We start from the raw sequence: 18,571 nt of genomic DNA, 5'->3' as shown, positions 1-18,571 counted from the left end.
CGGTGGCCTTCGCCGGTCTTCCCCGGCGTCAGGCCTCAGCCCAAAACGCATACCCCGACCGAAAGTTTCCCCGCGGCCGCCCCTCACCGGCCCGCGAAATAGGCCGCCAGCGCCTCGATATCGGCGTCGCTCAGGTCGCGGGCGGCCGCATGCATCAGCGGATCGTAGTCGTAAACTCCGTCCCGCCACAGCGTCAGCTGCACCTCCAGGAACCCGCGCCGCTGCCCGTCCAGCACCGGCCCCTTGCGCCGCCCGTCCTCGCGCTCACCATGACAGGCCAGGCAGGTCGGCACGTCCCGCGTGCCCACCTTGGCCAGCGCCTCGCCCTTCGACGCCAGTTCCGCACCGGCCACCAGCGCATCCCCCGCCTCGTCTTCCGTTTCCGCGAAGTGCCGTGCCAGCTCGGCCAGCCGTTCCTCCGGCACCGACGTGACAGCCTGCTCCATGATCCCGCTCGGCCGCTTGCCCGAACGGTAGGCCTGCAACTGCGCCTCGAGATACGCCTCCGACAGGATATCCAGCCGCGGCACCTGCCCGCCGACCTCGCCGTGACAACTCGCGCAATACTCCTCCGGCTCGCTCGTCTCCAGTACCAGCTCCGGCGCAGTTTCCCCCTTTACCGACGAAAGGTAGGCCACTACCGCCCACACCTCGTCATCGCGCCCCTCGGCGGGCCAGCCCGGCATGCCGGTCATCTTGATTCCGTTCTCGACGATCCAGAACAGCTCGTTCGCCTCCCAATGGGCCACCGCCTCCTCGATCTGCGGCGGCTCCGGCACCATCGCCCGCATCGTCGCGCTGGCCTCCGCACCCGGCGCCCCGTGGCACGGCACGCAGGCCGTCGCGTAATGCCCCGCCCCCAGCGCGATCAGCTCGGCATCGTCCAGCTCCGGCACCTCCTCCTCCGACGGCGCGCGCAGCCAGACCGAATTCCGGAACGTCGTGTGCAGCACCCAGCTCACCCCGGGCAGATGCCCCGCCACGGCCGAGACGTTGTAAAGCCCCAGCGCCACCACCGCCACGGCCCCGGTCAGGCCCAGCGCCGCCAGCGCGGCCAGCGTCATGAACACCGCCCTCATGCCGCCCCCCTTTCGCGCAGCGACAGCCCGGTCAGCGCCAGCCCCGCGATCAGGTAGACCGGCGTCCCGATCCCCAGCATCAGCATTCCGCCGATCTGCTGCCCCGACAGGTCCGGCGCCGTCCCGCAGATCTCGGCGTAAAGATCCCGCGGCGCCAGCACGATCAGCGCCCCCAGCAGCGTCATGTGCATCGAGGTCAGCAACAGCCCCCCGGCCCCCGCCAGCGGCCTGTCCCGCCGCAGGCACCCGGCCCAGACCAGCAGGCCGACGACCAGGAAACTCGCCTGCTCGGCAACGAAGCCCAGCGCAACGGTCCGCCCCAGCCCGTGCGCCACCGGCAGGTGCCAGGCCCAGACCACCACGAACTCCGCCGCCGCAGCCGCCAGCGGCGGCACGGCCAGCCGCTCGGTCAGCCTAGGCAGCCCCAGCACGATCAGCGGCGCCGCCACCGCCACCAGCACCATGTGCCGCAGCATATGCGCCGCGAATACCGGCATCACCGCCTCCAGCGGCACCACCCACACGGCCGCCAACAGCGCGAGGCCCGGCAGAAGGAAGCGCATACTCATTGGCACCCCCCCAGCATCACCAGCGGCAACGAGGTGAACACCACCCCAAGAAACGCGATGATCGCCAGAAGGAACGCCGCATGACCCAGGAAGTGATGCCGGTCCTCGGCCCGCCCCCAGCTGTTGAAGTAATCCCCCGTCTCGTGCGGGTTCCACTGCCGCCAGCTGTTCCAGCCGACCCACAGGATCGCCCCGAGCGACACGATGCTGAACACCACAAGCCCGGTCCGCGCCATCTCGATGTCCCAGCCCTTGGCACAGGTCACCGCCGCCAACCCGTAACAGATCACGAAATGGATGGCCCAGATCAGCGGCCCCATCGTGATCTTCATCAGGCTCGCCCGCTCCTCGGCGAACTCCTCCAGCTCGTCCTTCTGCGGCGTATGCTTCGGATCGGTCATAGCACCCCCGGGGCAAGGCCCATCACCGCACAGGTCACCAGCGCCGCCAGCACCTGGAAATGCCAGAAAAGCGAGACGTTCCAGATATCCGCGTCGTAGCGCGGCGTCAGCTTGCCGAAGACCGAGCCGGCCAGGCAATAAAGCTGCATGATCACCCCGGCGCCCGCATGCACGGTGATCCAGATCGCCAGCGCCCAAAGCACCGCCGGGTAGACATGGCTCGACGGCTGCAACTCCCACACCGACAGCATCAGCGCAGCCGCCCCGCCCGCCGCCGCCAGCGGCGCCAGCGCCAGACAGGCCCGCGCGGCGCCTACCGCCCAGCGCCGGTTCAGCTCCCGCGCACCGACCGTCAGCGCCCAGGACACCGACAAACCCACCGCCGCCAGCCCGACCAGCCACGCCTCCGCATGCATCGCCCCCTCGGGCGGGAAATCCGCCTGCGAGGTCCAGTAGAAGAAGAACCCGAACACCAGCGAGGCAAACGCCGTCGCATCCCCCAGCATGGTGATCCACATCGCCCACCACCCGACCGAGGCCGGCCCCGAGGCATAGGTCGGCAGGGTCAGGCCCAGCCCGGCATCCTTGCTCGGCGCTTCCGGCACCCGCGCGGTCGAGGTCCAGAGCCAGTAGATGATGCAACACACCGCCAGCGCCGCACAGATGATCGCCGGCGGATACCAGTGGAACGTGGGAAAGATGAACGCGCCCCCGGTGAACCCCGCCGCCATATGCGTGATCCACGCGGGCCCCGTCACCCGCTGCACCTGTATCGGCTCGGCATCGATCACCGAGGTCACCAGCGTCTCCCGCCGCCCCTCGGCGGCATCGGGCAGATAATAGCGCCCGGCGTCGATCCGCGCCTGCATCTTCGGATCGTCCCACAGCGGATAGCGGCTCGTGACATGCGGGATCGACCGCACGCCCCAGGCCTCCTCGGGCACGTCATGGGTCCATTCCAGCGTGCCCGCCTCCCACGGGTTCCGCGCGATCTGCGGCTGGCGATGCTTCGGCCGGACCAGGTCCCACACGAACACGGCGAACCCGGCGGCGATGATGAACGCCCCCACGGTCGAGATCAGGTTCAGCCCGTCCCAGCCAAGCCCCGTCGGGTAGGTATAGATCCGCCGCGGCATCCCCCACAGCCCGGTCAGGTGCATCGGCAGGAAGGTCAGGTTGAACCCGCAGAAGATCAGCCAGAACGCCCAGCGCCCCAGCCGCTCCGACAGCTTCTTCTTCTGGATGAACGGGAAGAAGTAATAGACCCCCGCGATCACCGGAAACACCATCCCCCCGAACAGCGTGTAATGCAGGTGCGCCACCACGAAATACGTGTCATGCGCCTGGAAATCGAACGGCGCCAGCGCCAGCATCACGCCGGTCAGCCCGCCCATGGTGAAGATCGCCAAGGCGCCCGCGATCCACAGCATCGGCAGCGTCATCTTCACCCGCCCCACCATCAGCGTGGCGAGAAACGCGAAGATCTGCACCCCCGTCGGGATCACCACCGCCTCCGACGCCGCCGAGAAGAACCCCAGCGATATTGCCGGCAACCCGGTCGTGAACATGTGGTGCACCCAAAGCCCGAAGCTCAGGAACCCGGTGCCCACCGCCGACAGCACGATCCACGAATACCCCACGATCGGCCGCCGTGCGACGGTGGGAATGATCATCGCCGCAATGGCGATCGAGGGCAGGAAGATGATGTAGACCTCCGGATGCCCGAAGATCCAGAACAGGTGCTGCCACAGCATCGGGTCGCCGCCGCGTTCGGGGTCGAAGAAGGGCCAGTCGAAGCTGCGCTCCAGCTCGAACAGGAAATCCCCGGCAATGAGCGGCGGAAAGGCGAACAGGATCATGCCGCCTACGACCATCACGTACCACGCGTAAAGCGGCATGATGTTCACCCGCATCCCCGGCGGCCGGCATTTCAGCGTCCCCACGATCAGCTCCACCGCCGCCGCGATCGAGGCCACCTCGATGAAACTCAAGCCCAGCAGCCAGATATCGCTCCCCGGCCCCTCGTCCTTGGTCGCCAGCGGCGGGTACATGAACCACCCCGCCCTTGGCGCTGCATCGAAGAAGATCGACCCGATCACGAAGATCCCGCCGATCAGGAAGCACCAGTACCCGAACGCAGAAAGCCGCGGAAACGGCATGTCCCGCGCCCCCAGCATCCCCGGCAGAAGCAGGATCGAAATCGCCTCGAACAGCGGCACGGCGAACAGGAACATCATCGCCGAGCCGTGCATGGTGAAAAGCTGGTTGAACCGGTCGGCCGAGATTAGCTCGTTCTCCGGCACCGCCAGCTGCGCCCGGATCAGCAGCGCCATCACCCCGGCCAGCAGCATGAAGCACAGCGCGGTCATGCAATACCACTTGCCGACCTCGGTGTTGTTCACCGCCGTGATGTACCGGAACCCCTTCGGCGTGGCCCACGCGGCCCGAAGCCGCTCGGCCTGTGCCGCCTGCACCTCCTCCGGCACCGGCTCGGCCAGCATCTCCTCGGTCGGCGGATAGGGGCCCGAGGGTGTCGGCAAGGCTGATCTGTCCGGCGCATGATCGGTCATTTCAGCCCCTTCAGATAGGCCGCAAGGTCGGCGATCTCTTCCTCGGCAAGGTGCTCATAGGTCGGCATCTCCACCTCCGGCTTCAGCTCACCGGTATGCGCGATCCACCGCTCGAAATCCTCCAGCGTCGCGCCCAGCCGCCCGGCGCCCAGCGTCTCGCGGCTGCCCACATGCGTCAGGTCCGGCCCGACCTGCCCGACGGCCTCCGTCCCCCGCACGGCATGACAGGCGCCACAGCCCTCCGACCGGAACAACGCCTCGCCCCGCATCGCCTCGGCACTCTCAGGCGCCACGGCATCGCCCGCCTCGTGCTCCAGCCACGCGTCGAACGCCTCCTCCGGCATGACCACGGCGGCAAAGGCCATCCACGCATGGCTCACCCCGCAGAATTCGGCACATTGCCCGCGATACCGCCCCGGCCGCTCCGGATGCAGGCTCACCCGCGTCTCTTTCCCCGGGAACATGTCCATCTTGCCGCCCAGCGACGGGATCCAGAACGAATGGATCACCTGGTCGGCGCCCAGAAGGAATTCCGTCCGCTGCCCCGCCGGCAGCCTGATCTCGTTGGCCGTGACGACAGGCGCCTCTGCCCCTTCCGGCCAGTACTCCACCCGCCACCACCATTGCTCGCCCGTGACCCGCACCTGCAGCCCGTCCCCCGGCGCCCGCTGGTCCGGCAGGAGGCTCAGCGCCCAGACCAGCAACGCCACCAGCAGCACCGTCGGGGCAACGATGCCGCCCCCGATCAGAAGCGGCCGCACGAACTTGGGATCGACCGGCCCGGTGCGCAGCCGGGTCAGCGTATAGAAGGCCCCGTTCACCAGCAGCCACAGGATGCAGGCGCCCACAAGCGTCACCAGGAAGATGTTGCGCACCGCCACCGCATCGACCCCGGCGGCATCCAGCGCCGATTGCTCCTTGCCGCAGCCGGACAGCAGGGCCAACGTCAAAAATCCCGCCAGCCTTACGCCGGCGGGTCCAAACAGCCAGTGATGCCCTCGGTCACGCTGTCTTGAGCTCATGAAGCTCAACGCGGCGCATCCCGGTCCGGTTCCAGGCGTACAAAGCCGCAATGCGGATCGACGCCACGGGCCCGCTCCTGTATCGAAGGCCCGAACCGATCAGCCGAAGGCCGCGCCATGAAGGACCACGACCAGCCATCCCCCCAAGAGCACCGCTGGGCCCTCGATGGCCTGACCTACGCGGGCCTCGCCTGGGGCCCCGAGGATGGCCGCCCGGTCCTCGCCACCCACGGCTGGATGGACCACGCCGACAGCTTCCGCGAACTCGGCCCCCGTCTGACCGGCTGCCGTGTCGTCGCCCTCGACCTCAGCGGACAGGGCCACAGCGCCCACCGCTCGCCCGACGCCACCTACAACCTCTGGGATGACCTGCCGCAGATGGCCGCCCTGCTCGACACGCTCGGCTGGGAAAAATGCACGCTCCTCGGCCATTCCCGCGGTGCCAACATCAACTCCCTCTTCGCCGCCGCCCAGCCGAACCGGGTCAACGCCGTCATCGCGCTTGACGCCCTCGTTCCCGACCCGGTCGCCGAGACCGCCGTGGTCGACACCCTCCGGGCCTTCATCGAGGACACCCGCCATCAGGCCACGCGCCGCCGCTCCTTCACCTCGAAAGAGGATTACATCACCCGCCGCAGCGAACGCCGCAACAGCCGCCAGACCGCCGAGGCCCTCGTCGACCGCGCCGTGGTGGAAACCCCCGACGGCCTCCGCACCCGCGCCGATGCCCGCCTGTTCGCCAGTTCCGCCATGAAGCTCACCAAGCCCCAGGTCGAGGCGGTGCTCGGCGCGCTGACCATGCCGGTCCTGAACATCTGGGCCGAACAGGGCCTCCCGGCCTATACCGACTGGCCCGCCGAGGCGCGCCGCCTGGCCGAGACGCTCGCCCCCGATTACGAAGCGCTTGAACTCCCCGGCGACCACCACGCCCACCTCGACTCGGCCGGCGCCCAACGCATCGCTACGGCCATCCTCGACTTCCTCGACCGCAAGACCTGACCGGCCTGTTTCGCCGTCATATTCATCCCCGCCACCGCATCGCACGGCTTGAACCTCGTCGCCCCGCGCCGCGTCGCGAGCGAAGCGAACGGCACACAGGCGATGGCCGGGCAAACCCCCGCCCCCCCGGAAACGTTTGAAATTCAACGGCAATCCCCCGCCGGTCACCCCTGCACCCCGGCGCGTTCCTTGACCTCACAGCACTTCCCGATAGGTACAAGCCGAAGTCAGGGCGGTTCACCCCGGTGGCCGGCGCCCTCGGCGCGTCTGCCGCGCCCATTGATACGAAAGACATGCGGAGACAGTGAAACATGCTGCGTTTGGTTGCGAGTTTTCTCGTTCTGGTTTTCATGACACTCGCGCCGGTCACGGCGCAGGAGGCCCCGCCCGAGGGCACCACCCCCGAAGACACCCCCTCCAGCGTCGACCTCCTCATCGAGGTCATCGAGGATGACGCCACCCGCGCCGAGCTGATCGAGCGTCTCAGGGCCGCGGGCCTGCCGGAAGAGGAAGCCACCCCCGACGAGATCGTCGACACCCTCGCCGACGGCACGCCCCCGCCCGAAGACCTATCCTTCGGACGCCGTGTGGCCCTCGTCACCCAGGAAGCGGCGGAAGACATCGCCAGCTTCGCCACCACCTTCTGGCGCCAGCTTACCCGCGCCCCGGCCGTCTTCTCCGGCCTCAGCGGCGGCGAGGCGGGCGTCCTGCTCGACGCGCTGGCCGATCTTGCCATCGTCATCGTCGGCACCGTCCTGTCCTTCCTGGTCCTGCGCTGGTTCGGCAAATCCTTCTACGCAAGGATGAGCGCCTCGGCCCGCGACGGCGGCATCGCCCGCACCGTCGTGCTCTTCTTCATGTCCGCGGTGATCGACGCGCTGATCGTCATCCTGGCCTGGGCCGCGGGCTATGCACTGGCCATCCTCGCCCTTGGCGAGTTCGGCCAGATCGGCATCCGCCAGACCCTCTATCTCAACGCGTTCCTGCTGGTCGAGATGGCCAAGGTGGCGGTACGCCTCGTACTGTCGCCCTCCGCCACCTCGCTGCGGCCGCTGCCCATCAGCGACCGGGCGGCCTCCTACCTCTCGACCCGGATCAACCTGATCGTCGGCGTGGTGGGTTACGGCCAGCTTCTCGTGGTGCCGCTGATCAACGGCAACGTCTCCTTCGCGGCGGGCCGCGCCGTCTCGGCGCTCATCGCCTTCGCGGTGCTGGCCTTCGCCATCTGGCTCGTCCTGCGCAACCGCAAGCCGGTGACCGACTGGATGCTGGGCGCCGACGAGCCCCACCCGGCCCCCCACCACCCCGATCCCGAACTCCCGCAGCAGGAAGCCCTCGACGAGATCGGCGCCCCCATGGTGACCGCCACCACCGATACCGCCCCGATCATGGACCACGCCGCCACACCCCCGCCCCGCCGCAGCCGCCGGCGCGGCGCGCTGCACTACCTCGCGCGGCACTGGCACTGGCCGGCGCTGGCCTACCTGCTGACGATGTTCGTCATCGTCCTCCTGCGCCCCGGCAACGCCGTCTTCCAGACCTTCATCGCCTCGGGACAGGTGCTGGTCGTGGGCCTCCTCGGCTTCGCCGTCGCCGGCTTCCTCAGCCGTTCCATCGCCAGCGGCGTCAGCCTGCCGGCCAACGTCTCCGACCGCGTGCCGCTGCTGCAGGGCCGCCTCAACGCCTTCGTGCCGAAAATCCTCTTCGTCCTGCGCGCCCTCATCTTCGTGGCCGTGGTGCTGCTGGCCTTCAATGCGGTCGGCCTCATCGACCTGCGCGCCTGGATGGTCAGCCAGTTCGGCCTGCGCCTGACCGGCACGATCCTCTCTGTCTCGGTGGTGCTGCTGGTGGCCTTCGGCATCTGGCTCGCACTCACCTCCTGGGTCGATTATCGCCTCAACCCGGAATTCGGCAAGGTCGCCACCGCCCGTGAACAGACCCTGCTGACGCTCCTCCGGAACGCCGCCACCATCGCCCTCATCATCATCACGCTGATGTTCGTGCTGGCGGAAATCGGCCTCGACATCGCGCCGCTCCTGGCCTCCGCCGGGGTGCTCGGCCTCGCCATCGGCTTCGGCGCCCAGAAGATGGTGCAGGACATCATCACCGGCATCTTCATCCAGTTCGAGAACGCGATGAACGTGGGCGACGTGGTCACCGTGGGCGGCACCACCGGCGTGGTCGAGCGCCTCACCATCCGCTCGGTCAGCCTGCGCGACCTGCACGGCGTCTACCACATCATCCCCTTCTCCTCGGTCGACATGGTGTCGAACTACGTCAAGGATTACGGCTATTTCGTCTGCGACATGGGCGTGGCCTACCGCGAGAACGTGGACGAGGTGAAACAGGCGATGCTCGACGCCTTCGCCGAGCTAAAGGGCGATCCCGACCAGGCCGACGGCATCCTCGACGATCTGGAATGGTTCGGCCTCAACAGCTTCGGCGACAGCGCCGTCGTGCTCCGCGCCCGCATCAAGTGCGTGCCGGGGCGGCAATGGGGCATCGGGCGGGCCTACAACGCCGTCCTCAAACGCGTCTTCGACGACCGCAACATCGAGATCCCGTTCCCCCACCAGACGATCTTCTTCGGCGAGTCGAAAGACGGCAAGACCCAGCCCATCACGGTCGAGGCCGAACCCCAGGCCACCTGACCCGCACCGCCGGCCGTCACCCCGACAGGCCGGCGGCCTCCCGCGCCTTCGCCTCGATCGCCCCCCAGTCGCCCGCCGCCACCAGGTCGGCGGGCGCAATCCAGCTCCCACCCACACAGGGCACCGTCGAAAGCTTCAAATACTCCCCCGCGTTCCCCGGGCTCACCCCGCCCGTGGGACAAAACGATAGCTGCGGCAACGGCCCGCCCAGCGCCTTCAGCGCCGCCGCCCCGCCCGACGCCTCCGCCGGGAAGAACTTCAGCATGTCATAGCCCCGTGCCAGCAACCGCATCGCCTCGCTCGCCGTCGCCGCACCGGCCAAAAGCGGCAACCCCTCCGCCTCGCAAGCCGCCAGCAAATCCTCCGTCGCCCCCGGCGACACCCCGAACGTGGCCCCCGCCTCTTTGGCTGCCCTGACATCCTCGGCCGAAAGCAGCGTCCCGGCCCCCACATGCCCGCCCGGCACCTCCGCCATCGCCCGGATCGCCTCCAGCGCCGCGGGCGTGCGCAACGTCACCTCCAGCACCGGCAGCCCTCCGGCCACCAACGCCTCCGCCAACGACCTGGCCTTGCCCGCATCATCGATCACCAGCACCGGGATCACCGGCGCCAGCCCGCACAATTCCCGCGTCCTGCGGCTTGCCTCCTGCGGTGTCATGCCCAGCCTCTCCCTATTGTCACGGTGTGCCCGACCCTAAGCCAGCCACCACGATCCCGACAACCATCCTCCTGCCCCCGTTGTCATTTATCCCGACGCCGAGAAGCCGCGCATCGACGGGCCGTGGCGCGGCGAACCAACGGGCGTGGCTTGACGCTTTATGGTCGCCAAGGACATCCGACACCCGCGACGTACCACGCCATTTGCCAAATCGCCGTGCCGTCGGGACGGCCCGTCGATGCGCGGCGGGCTGAAGCCCTTTGTCCCGCGCGGGGCCGCCCGAAACGCCGGACCTGCCCACCCAAACCTTTAACCAAAATCAAACCCACCATTAGCAAAACTTAAACCTCCCCCGCTCCAAAACCCGCTACTCCTCCCAGCAAACCGGGGGAGGACAGCAATGACCGACATCCAGAAAATGGCCGACGCGATCCGCTTCCTCGCCATCGACGCCATCCTCAACGCCGGCGAAGGCCACCAGGGCGTGCCCCTCGGCATGGCCGAAATCGCCGCCACCCTCTACGCCCGCCACGTCAGGGTCGACCCGAAGAACCCCCTCTGGCCCGACCGCGACCGCGTCGTCCTCTCCAACGGCCACGGCTCGATGCTGCTCTACGCCCTCCTCCATCTCGCGGGCTACGAGAAACTCACCACCGACGCCCTCAGATCCTTCCGCAAGTTGCACAACGTCTGCGCCGGCCACCCCGAGATCGAACAGGATGCCGGGATCGAGATCACCACCGGCCTGCTGGGCCAGGGCATTGCCTGCGCCGTCGGCATGGCCGTGGCCGAGGCCCGCCTCGCAGACCGGTTCGGCCCCGACCACGTCGATCACCGCACCTGGGCCTTCGTCGGCGACGGCTGCCTGCAGGAAGGCATCGGGCAGGAGGCCATCTCCCTCGCCGGCCACCTCCGCCTCGGCAAGCTCACCTTCCTGTGGGACGACAACCAGATCACCGATGACGGCGCCACCTCGCTCTCGATCAGCGAAGACATCCCCGCCCGTTTCCGCGCCGCCCACTGGCACGTCCAGGAACTCGACGGCCACGATATCGCGGCCATCGACGCCGCCCTCGACGCCGCCAGATCCGACCCGCGCCCCTCGCTGCTGGCCTGCCGCACCACCATCGCCTGTGGCATCCCCCGGCTCGAAGGCCAACGCGGCGGCCATTCCGCCCCGCTCACGCCCGAGGACGCCACCGCCGCCCGAAAGGCCCGCAACTGGCCCCACCCGCCCTTCGACATCCCGGCCGAGATCCGCGCCGACTGGGCCGCCGCCCTCGCCCGCCGCACCGACGCAATACCGACAAAATACCGACGTTATACCGACGTTGAAAATCCCACCGAATTCGACCGCTGGCACACCGCCACCCTGCCCCCGGAATGGGAGGCGTTCTGGCACAATCTCGGCCCCAACCAACTCCCAACCGACACCCCCCGCCCCACCATCCTCTCCTCCGGCGACATCTGCGACGCCCTCACCGAGATCCTCCCCGAAACCCTCGTCCTCTGCGCCGATCTCGAAGCCCCCACCAACCACAAGCGCACCCGCCCCGCCTTCACCGCCGACCACCGCGGCGGCTCCTACGTCCACTGCGGCGTCCGCGAACACCTGATGGGCGCCATGACCTGCGGCATCGCCGCCCATGGCGGCCTCCGACCGATCAACGTCACCTACCTCGCCTTCGCCGATTACGAACGCCCCGCCATGCGCATGGCCGCCCTGATGGGCCTGCCCGGCATCTTCGTTTTCTCCCATGATTCCATCGGCGTAGGCTCCAACGGCCCGACCCACCAGCCGGTCGAGACCCTCGCCAGCTTCCGCGCCATGCCCAACATGCACGTCTTCCGCCCCGCCGACGCCATCGAGACTGCCGAGGCCTGGAAACTCGCCCTCGAACGCCGCGACGGCCCCTCCATGCTCGCCCTCTCGCGGCAGGACGCCACCCAGGTCCGCACCGACCGCTCCGAAAACCTCTCGCGCCGCGGCGCCTACATCCTCCGCGACACCGAAGGCCCCCGCGACATCACCCTCATCGCCACCGGCACCGAGGTCGGCCTCGCCCTTCAGGCACAGGCCCAACTGCACCAATCCGGCATCGCCGCCGCCATCGTCTCCATGCCCTGCTGGGAGCTCTTCGCTCAACAGGACCCCGCCTACCAATCCACCACCCTCGGCACCGCCCCCCGCATCGCCATCGAGGCCGCCTCCCCCTTCGGCTGGCACCAGTGGCTCCGCCCCACCGACCGCTTCATCGGCATGGAAAGTTTCGGCGCCTCCGCGCAAGCCCCTGTTCTCTATGACCATTTCGGCATCACCCCCGCCCGCGTGGTCTCCACCGCGAAAGAGTTGCTCAGCCATTGACCCTCCGCGCGCTTTGAAAGATATTTGGTATACCAAATCACGGTAGACAGGGACAAACCTAAGCAGATGCCGCCAAAACCGTCATCCCTACCGGCCCGGGCGCGCCGATGACCACCCTCCTCGGCGCCATCGCCGACGATTTCACCGGCGCGACCGACCTCGCGGGCCTTCTCGCCCGCAGCGGCGCCCGCGTTTCGCTCCGCATGGGCGTGCCCGAAACCCCGCCTGAGAACACCGCCCCGTTCGAGGTCATCGCCCTCAAGATCAGAACCACCCCCGTTAACGAAGCGTTAACCCTTTCAGAACAAGCCCTTGCATGGCTCCGCTCGGCCGGTGCCCGACGCTTCTACTGGAAATACTGCTCCACCTTCGACTCCACCGCCAAGGGCAATATCGGCCCCGTCGCCGAGGCGCTGATGGCCCAGCTCGACACGCCCCAAACCATCTACTGCCCCGCCTTCCCCGAAAACGGCCGCGCCGTCTTCATGGGCCACCTCTTCGTCGGCCGCGACCTCCTGTCGGAAAGCCCGATGAAGGATCACCCGCTGACACCGATGCGCGATTCCAGCCTCCTCCGCCTTCTCCAGCCACAGGTGCAGGGAAAGGTCGGCCTCATCGATCGCCTCACCGTCGCCCGCGGGCCCGACGCCATCCTCGACGCCCTCACCCAACTGGCCCACGACAACATCGCCCACGTCATCATCGACGCCGTGGCGGATGAAGACCTCGCCACCATCGCCGCCGCCACGCACCACCTGCCCCTCCTCACCGGCGGCTCGGCGCTGGCCCAGCCCCTGCCCGGCCTGCTGGCAAAGAACATCGGACAGGCCGAGCCCTTCACGCCACCCGCCACCGCTCCCGAAACCGTAATCCTGTCCGGCAGCTGCTCCGCCATGACCAACCGCCAGGTCGCCGCCTACCGCGCCACCGGCGCGCCCTGCTTCCAGCTCGACCCGCTAGCCCTCGCCGAACACGGGCCCGGGCCCGCCCTCGACTGGCTCAACCAACAAAACCTCCGCCACGCCCCCCTCCTCTACGCCACCGCCGACCCGCAATCCGTCGAGGCCGCCCAAGCCCAACTCGGCCAAACCCGCGCCGGCCAAATCGTCGAAGACACCCTCGCCACCTGCGCTACCGCCGCCCGCGACCACGGCGCGCGCCGCTACGTCGTCGCCGGCGGCGAAACCTCCGGCGCGGTCACGCAAGGCTTGGGCATTACCCGCCTCGATGTCGGCCGCGAAATCGCCCCCGGCGTCCCGTGGTGCTTCGCCCAAACCGGCGGCCACCCCGCCGCCCTCGCCCTCAAATCCGGAAATTTCGGCGCGGAAACCTTCTTCACCGACGCCCTCACCGCGCTGGAGGCCCCATGACCGAGGAAACCCGCCTCCGCGAACAGATCTGCCTGCTCGCCAAATCCCTCTTCGATCGCGGCCTCACCCACGGGTCCACCGGCAACATCTCCGCCCGCACCCCCGATGGCGGCCTTCTCGTCTCGCCCACCGGCACCTCCTTCGGCCGCCTCGACCCGGGCCGCCTCTCCCGCTTCGACGCCCAAGGCACCCTGATCGACGGCGACAAACCCACCAAGGAAATGCCCCTCCACACCGCCTTCTACGACACCCGCGCCACCGCCGGCGCCGTCGTCCACCTGCATTCCACCCATTCCGTCGCCCTCTCGATGCTGCCCGACGCCGACCCCGACGATTTCCTGCCCCCCATGACCCCCTACGCGATCATGAAACTGGGCAAGGTCCGCCTCCTTCCCTTCTTCCTGCCGGGCGACCCGGCGATGGGCGAAGCGGTGCGCGGGCTCGCCGGCAAGCGCTCCGCGGTAATGCTGGCCAATCACGGCCCCGTGGTCGCGGCCAAGGACGTCGAGGCCGCCTGCAACGCCATCGAGGAGCTGGAGGAAACCGCCAAACTCGCCCTCCTCCTCCGCGGCCTCAACCCGCAGATGCTCACCCCCGAGCAGGTACGCTCGGTCGTCACGAAATTCGACGTGGAGTGGGACGATTGAAATTCTCCGCCAACCTCGGTTTCCTCTGGAATGACAGGCCCTTGCCCGACGCCGTTCGCGCGGCGGCGGCCGCCGGCTTCGACGCGGTCGAATGCCACTGGCCCTATGACACCCCAGCAGACGAGGTCACCGCCGCCCTCACCGAAACCGGCCTGCCCATGCTCGGCCTCAACACCCGCCGCGGCAACGTGGAGGCCGGCGAAAACGGCCTCGCCGCCCTGCCCGGCCGCGAGGCGGACGCCCGCACCGCCATCGACGAGGCCATCGCCTATGCGACGGCTACCGGCACCCGCAATGTCCACGTCATGGCCGGCTTCGCCACGGGCAAAGCGGCCCACGACACCTTCCTCGACACCCTGCATTACGCCTGCACCGCCGCCGCCCCGCACGGCATCACCATCCTGATCGAACCGCTCAACCACTACGACGCGCCCGGCTATTTCCTCACCACCACGACCCAGGCCGTCGCCATCATCGAGACCGTCCGCGCCGTTAACCTCAAGCTGATGTTCGATTGTTACCACGTCCAGCTCATGGAAGGCGACCTGACCCACCGCCTCCAGACCCTGCTGCCCCATATCGGTCATATCCAGTTCGCCTCCGCCCCCGACCGCGGCCCGCCGGGCAGCGGAGAACAGAACTTCGTTTACCTTTTCGAAACCATTTCCCGGCTCGGCTGGCAGGCCCCGCTGGGCGCCGAGTACAAGCCGCAAGGCCCCACCGAAGCCTCCCTCCACTGGCTCGAGCCCTATCGAGGAGGCCGCGCATGACCGACCGGATCGAAGCCGACTACCTGATCGAAACCCCCGTCGACCCAAGCGCCGCGGCCGAGGCCATGGCCGGCGAGCAAAGCTCCGGCACCTTCGTCAAGGTTCCCGGCGAAACCCCCGACCTCCACGACCGCGCCGCCGCCCGCGTGGAATCGCTCGAGGTGGTCGAAGACGTCGCCACCCCTTCCCTCCCCGGCGGCCTCACCGGCGGCACCTACCACCGCGCCCGCGTCACCCTCTCCTGGCCCGTCGAGACAATCGGCCCCGACCTCCTCGCCCTCATGGCCACCGTCGCCGGCAACCTCTTCGAATTGCGCCAGTTTTCCGGCCTACGCCTCCTCGACCTGCGCCTGCCAGACAGCTTCGCCGCCGCCGGCCCCGGCCCGCAATTCGGCATCCCCGGCACCCGCAAGCTGGCCGGGGTCGACACCGGCCCCCTCATCGGCACCATCGTCAAACCCTCCGTCGGCCTGACCCCCGAAGACACCGCCGCGCTCACCGACACGCTCGCCCGCGCCGGCATCGACTTCATCAAGGATGACGAGCTTCAGGCCAACGGCCCCGCCTGCCCCTTCGAGGACCGCGCCCGCGCCGTCATGCGCGTCCTCAACGACCACGCCCAGCGCACCGGCAAGAAGGTCATGTACGCCTTCAACCTCACCGGCGAAGTCGACGACATGCGCCGCCGCCACGACCTCGTCCGCTACCTCGGCGGCACCTGCGTGATGGCCAGCCTTAATTCGGTCGGCCTCGCCGGCCTGCTGGCGCTCGCCCGCCATACCGAGCTTCCCATCCACGCCCACCGCAACGGCTGGGGCTATCTCAGCCGCGCCCCCATGCTGGGCTGGGACTATCCCGCATGGTCCAAACTCTGGCGCCTCGCGGGGGCCGACCACATGCATGTCAACGGCCTGAAAAACAAGTTCAGCGAGCCCGACGACAGCGTCATCGCCTCCGCCAAGTCCCTCCTCACGCCGATGTTCTCCGGCAAACCCTGCATCCCCATGCCCGTATTCTCCTCCGGCCAGTCGGCGGTGCAGCCCGAGGAAACCTACAGCCGCCTCGGCAGCGCCGACTGCATCTATGCCGCCGGCGGCGGGATCATGGCACATCCCGACGGGCCCGCCGCCGGCGTCACCTCCCTGCGCGAGGCATGGGAGGCCGCAATCGGCGGCATCCCGGCCCGCGACCACGCCCGCACCCACCCCGCCCTCGCCCGCGCGCTGAAGGCCTACGGCGGATGACCGAGCAGCCCCAGCCCCCCCTCGTCGGCTGGTACGGCGACGACTTCACCGGCTCCGCCGCCACGATGGAGGTACTGGCCTTCTCCGGCATCCCGGCCGTCCTCTTCCTCGACATCCCCACGCCCGACGAGCTCGCCGCCTTCCCCGACACGCGCGCCATCGGCATCGCCTCCACCGCCCGCAGCCATGGGCCCGACTGGATGGACCGCCACCTGCCGCAAGCCTTCGACTTCCTGCGCGAAACCGGCGCGGCGGTCGTCCACTACAAGACCTGCTCCACCCTCGACAGCGCCCCCCACGTGGGCTCCATCGGCAAGGCCATCGACCTCGGCCTGCCGCGCTTCGGCGGCTGGGCCCCCTGCCTGCTCGCCGCCCCCGCCCTGCGCCGCTACCAGGCGTTCGGCCACCTCTTCGCCGGGGCGCCCGAGGGCGTCTTCCGCCTCGACCGCCACCCGGTCATGTCTCGCCACCCGGTCACGCCGATGGACGAATCCGACGTCGCCCGCCACCTCTCCCGCCAGACCGACCGCCGCTTCGGCCTGATCGACCTCGAAGACCTGGCCCGCGACCCGCACAGCGCCCTCACCCGCGAACGCTCGCGCGGGGCCGAAGTCATCTGCCTCGACGCCATGCGGGACGACGACATGGCCCGCTGCGGCGCGCTCATATGGGAAAATCGCCAAGGCCCCCGCTTCGTCGTGGGCTCGCAGGGCGTGGAATACGCGCTCGTCGCCCACTGGCGCGAAACCGGCGCCCTGCCACGGCAGGACACCAACGACACCGCCGGGCCGGTCGACCGGATGCTCGCGGTCTCCGGCTCCGTCTCACCCGTCACGGCGGCTCAGATCGACTGGGCCGAACAGAACGGCTTCGCCCCCATCCCCCTCGACGCCGCGGCCATCATCCGCGACGACCCTTCCGCCGAAACCCGCGCCGTCTCCGCCGCCCTCGACGCCCTGCGCCAGCACCGCGACCCGATCATCCACACTGCCCGCGGCCCCGACGACCCCGCCGTCGACGCCATGCGCAAGGCCGTCACCGACACCGGCCTCGCCATGGACGAGGCCAACGCCCGCCTCGGCGCCGCCCTCGGCCGCCTCCTCGCCCGGCTCCTCAAGGAAACCGGCCTCCGCCGCGCCGTCATCTCCGGCGGCGACACCTCCGGCCACGCCGCCCGCCAGCTCGGCCTCTTCGCCTTCACCGCGCTCGCCCCCACCATCCCCGGCGCGGCTCTCCTGCAAGCCCATTCCCACGACCCCGCCCTCGCCGGCCTGCAACTGGCGCTCAAGGGCGGGCAGATGGGCAGCCCCGACTATTTCGGCTGGATCAAACGCGGCGGCGGCACCGCCCCGCAAACACTGGAAAGGACAAACGCATGACCAAGGTAGCCCTGCTCGGCGCAGGCGGAAAAATGGGCGTCAGGCTCGCCACGAACCTCCGCAACTCCCGCTTCGAGGTCGACCCCGTCGAGATCTCCGAAGACGGCCGCGCCCGCCTCAAATCCGAAACCGGGCTCGACGCGGTGGATCAGGACACCGCCCTCGCCAATGCCGACGTCGTGCTCATGGCGGTCCCCGACCGGCTGATCGGCAAGATCGCCCATGGCTTCATCGACAAGGTCCGCCCCGGCACCGCGATCATCGTCCTCGACGCCGCCGCGCCCTATGCCGGCGAAATGCCCGAACGCGACGACGTCACCTATTTCTGCACCCATCCCTGCCACCCGCACATCCTCGAAGTGCAGGACAGCGCCGAGGCCCAGAAAGACTATTTCGGCGGCATCGCCGCGCCGCAGGGCATCGTCTGCGCCCTGATCCAGGGCCCCGAAGAGCATTACGCGCTCTGCGAGGAGATCGCCAAGGTGATCTACGCCCCCGTCGCCCGTTCGCACCGCTGCACGCTGGAAAACATCGCCGTGCTCGAGCCCGCGCTTTCCGAAACCGTGGCCGCCACCCTTTCCCTCGCCCTGCGCGAGGCGACCGACCGCGCCGTCGCCATGGGCGTGCCAGAGGCCGCGGCGCATGATTTCGTGCTGGGCCATCTCAAGATCGAACTGGCCATCGCTTTCGGCATCTTCCCGGAAGGCAAGTTCTCCGACGGGGCGCTCATGGCCATCGACAAGGCCAAGACCGTCATCTTCAAGGACGACTGGCTCGACGAGGTGTTCAGCCTCGAGGCCGTGAAGAAATCCGTCGACGAGATCTGCGCCGGGTAACCGCCGCACCC

Annotated in this window: 15 protein-coding genes; 9 read left to right on the top strand and 6 right to left on the bottom strand. The window is 68.8% G+C overall.

What is annotated here, in order from left to right; genetic code table 11:
• Positions 1 to 83: 83 nt before the first annotated feature.
• Genes ACO07J_RS05370 through ACO07J_RS05350 form a run of 5 tightly spaced genes read right to left on the bottom strand, consistent with a single transcriptional unit; the run spans position 84 to position 5,563 of the window.
• Positions 84 to 1,079 (bottom strand): c-type cytochrome, encoded by a 996-nt coding sequence (locus ACO07J_RS05370; protein WP_422027003.1) that lies wholly within the window; start codon positions 1,077 to 1,079, stop codon positions 84 to 86.
• Positions 1,076 to 1,648, bottom strand: coding sequence for a cytochrome c oxidase assembly protein (locus ACO07J_RS05365; protein WP_422027001.1), 573 nt, complete (start codon positions 1,646 to 1,648; stop codon positions 1,076 to 1,078). Before ACO07J_RS05365 ends, ACO07J_RS05370 begins: the two co-directional genes overlap by 4 nt.
• Positions 1,645 to 2,049 carry a hypothetical protein gene (locus ACO07J_RS05360; protein WP_422026999.1) on the bottom strand — a complete coding sequence of 135 codons (405 nt, stop codon included), beginning with the start codon at positions 2,047 to 2,049 and terminating at the stop codon, positions 1,645 to 1,647. The genes ACO07J_RS05365 and ACO07J_RS05360 overlap by 4 nt, the downstream gene beginning before the upstream one ends.
• The gene (gene ctaD, locus ACO07J_RS05355) at positions 2,046 to 4,619 is read right to left on the bottom strand and encodes a cytochrome c oxidase subunit I (protein WP_422026997.1); all 2,574 of its coding nucleotides are present in this window, start codon (positions 4,617 to 4,619) and stop codon (positions 2,046 to 2,048) included. The genes ACO07J_RS05360 and ctaD overlap by 4 nt, the downstream gene beginning before the upstream one ends.
• Positions 4,616 to 5,563: a cytochrome c oxidase subunit II gene (locus ACO07J_RS05350; protein WP_422026995.1), complete on the bottom strand. Its 948-nt coding sequence runs from the start codon at positions 5,561 to 5,563 to the stop codon at positions 4,616 to 4,618. Before ACO07J_RS05350 ends, ctaD begins: the two co-directional genes overlap by 4 nt.
• 195 nt (positions 5,564 to 5,758) lie before the next feature.
• Here ACO07J_RS05350 and ACO07J_RS05345 point away from each other — a divergent pair, with 195 nt between their 5' ends.
• Together ACO07J_RS05345 and ACO07J_RS05340 are read left to right on the top strand one after the other, a co-directional pair.
• Positions 5,759 to 6,640 (top strand): alpha/beta fold hydrolase, encoded by an 882-nt coding sequence (locus ACO07J_RS05345; protein ID WP_422026993.1) that lies wholly within the window; start codon positions 5,759 to 5,761, stop codon positions 6,638 to 6,640.
• 311 nt (positions 6,641 to 6,951) lie between these two features.
• A complete protein-coding gene (locus ACO07J_RS05340) occupies positions 6,952 to 9,291 on the top strand; it encodes a mechanosensitive ion channel domain-containing protein (RefSeq protein ID WP_422026991.1) in 2,340 nt (779 codons plus the stop codon).
• A 16-nt stretch (positions 9,292 to 9,307) separates the two neighbouring features.
• Here ACO07J_RS05340 and eda read toward each other — a convergent pair whose 3' ends face one another.
• Positions 9,308 to 9,949: a bifunctional 4-hydroxy-2-oxoglutarate aldolase/2-dehydro-3-deoxy-phosphogluconate aldolase gene (gene eda / locus ACO07J_RS05335; RefSeq protein ID WP_422026989.1), complete on the bottom strand. Its 642-nt coding sequence runs from the start codon at positions 9,947 to 9,949 to the stop codon at positions 9,308 to 9,310.
• A 400-nt stretch (positions 9,950 to 10,349) separates the two neighbouring features.
• Here eda and ACO07J_RS05330 point away from each other — a divergent pair, with 400 nt between their 5' ends.
• The 7 genes from ACO07J_RS05330 (at position 10,350) to ACO07J_RS05300 (ending at position 18,560) form a co-directional block, all read left to right on the top strand.
• Entirely contained in the window at positions 10,350 to 12,314 is a 1,965-nt protein-coding gene (locus ACO07J_RS05330) for a transketolase family protein (protein ID WP_422026988.1), read from the top strand.
• 107 nt (positions 12,315 to 12,421) lie between these two features.
• Positions 12,422 to 13,684 carry a 3-oxo-tetronate kinase gene (gene otnK / locus ACO07J_RS05325; protein WP_422026986.1) on the top strand — a complete coding sequence of 421 codons (1,263 nt, stop codon included), beginning with the start codon at positions 12,422 to 12,424 and terminating at the stop codon, positions 13,682 to 13,684.
• On the top strand, positions 13,681 to 14,331 hold the full coding sequence (locus ACO07J_RS05320) for an aldolase (RefSeq protein ID WP_422026984.1): 651 nt from the start codon (positions 13,681 to 13,683) through the stop codon (positions 14,329 to 14,331). Before otnK ends, ACO07J_RS05320 begins: the two co-directional genes overlap by 4 nt.
• Positions 14,328 to 15,101 carry a hydroxypyruvate isomerase family protein gene (locus tag ACO07J_RS05315; RefSeq protein ID WP_422026982.1) on the top strand — a complete coding sequence of 258 codons (774 nt, stop codon included), beginning with the start codon at positions 14,328 to 14,330 and terminating at the stop codon, positions 15,099 to 15,101. Before ACO07J_RS05320 ends, ACO07J_RS05315 begins: the two co-directional genes overlap by 4 nt.
• A complete protein-coding gene (locus tag ACO07J_RS05310; protein WP_422026980.1) occupies positions 15,098 to 16,345 on the top strand; it encodes a ribulose-bisphosphate carboxylase large subunit family protein in 1,248 nt (415 codons plus the stop codon). The genes ACO07J_RS05315 and ACO07J_RS05310 overlap by 4 nt, the downstream gene beginning before the upstream one ends.
• Positions 16,342 to 17,724: a four-carbon acid sugar kinase family protein gene (locus ACO07J_RS05305; RefSeq protein ID WP_422026978.1), complete on the top strand. Its 1,383-nt coding sequence runs from the start codon at positions 16,342 to 16,344 to the stop codon at positions 17,722 to 17,724. The genes ACO07J_RS05310 and ACO07J_RS05305 overlap by 4 nt, the downstream gene beginning before the upstream one ends.
• Positions 17,721 to 18,560, top strand: coding sequence for a phosphogluconate dehydrogenase C-terminal domain-containing protein (locus ACO07J_RS05300; protein WP_422026976.1), 840 nt, complete (start codon positions 17,721 to 17,723; stop codon positions 18,558 to 18,560). Before ACO07J_RS05305 ends, ACO07J_RS05300 begins: the two co-directional genes overlap by 4 nt.
• The last annotated feature ends 11 nt before the right edge of the window (positions 18,561 to 18,571 follow it).

The sequence above is a fragment of the Roseovarius sp. genome, from assembly GCF_965228755.1.
Taxonomy (GTDB): Bacteria; Pseudomonadota; Alphaproteobacteria; order Rhodobacterales; family Rhodobacteraceae; genus Roseovarius.
The sequence above is the reverse complement of the archived record's forward strand: the minus strand, read 5'-3'. Positions and strand labels throughout refer to the sequence as shown.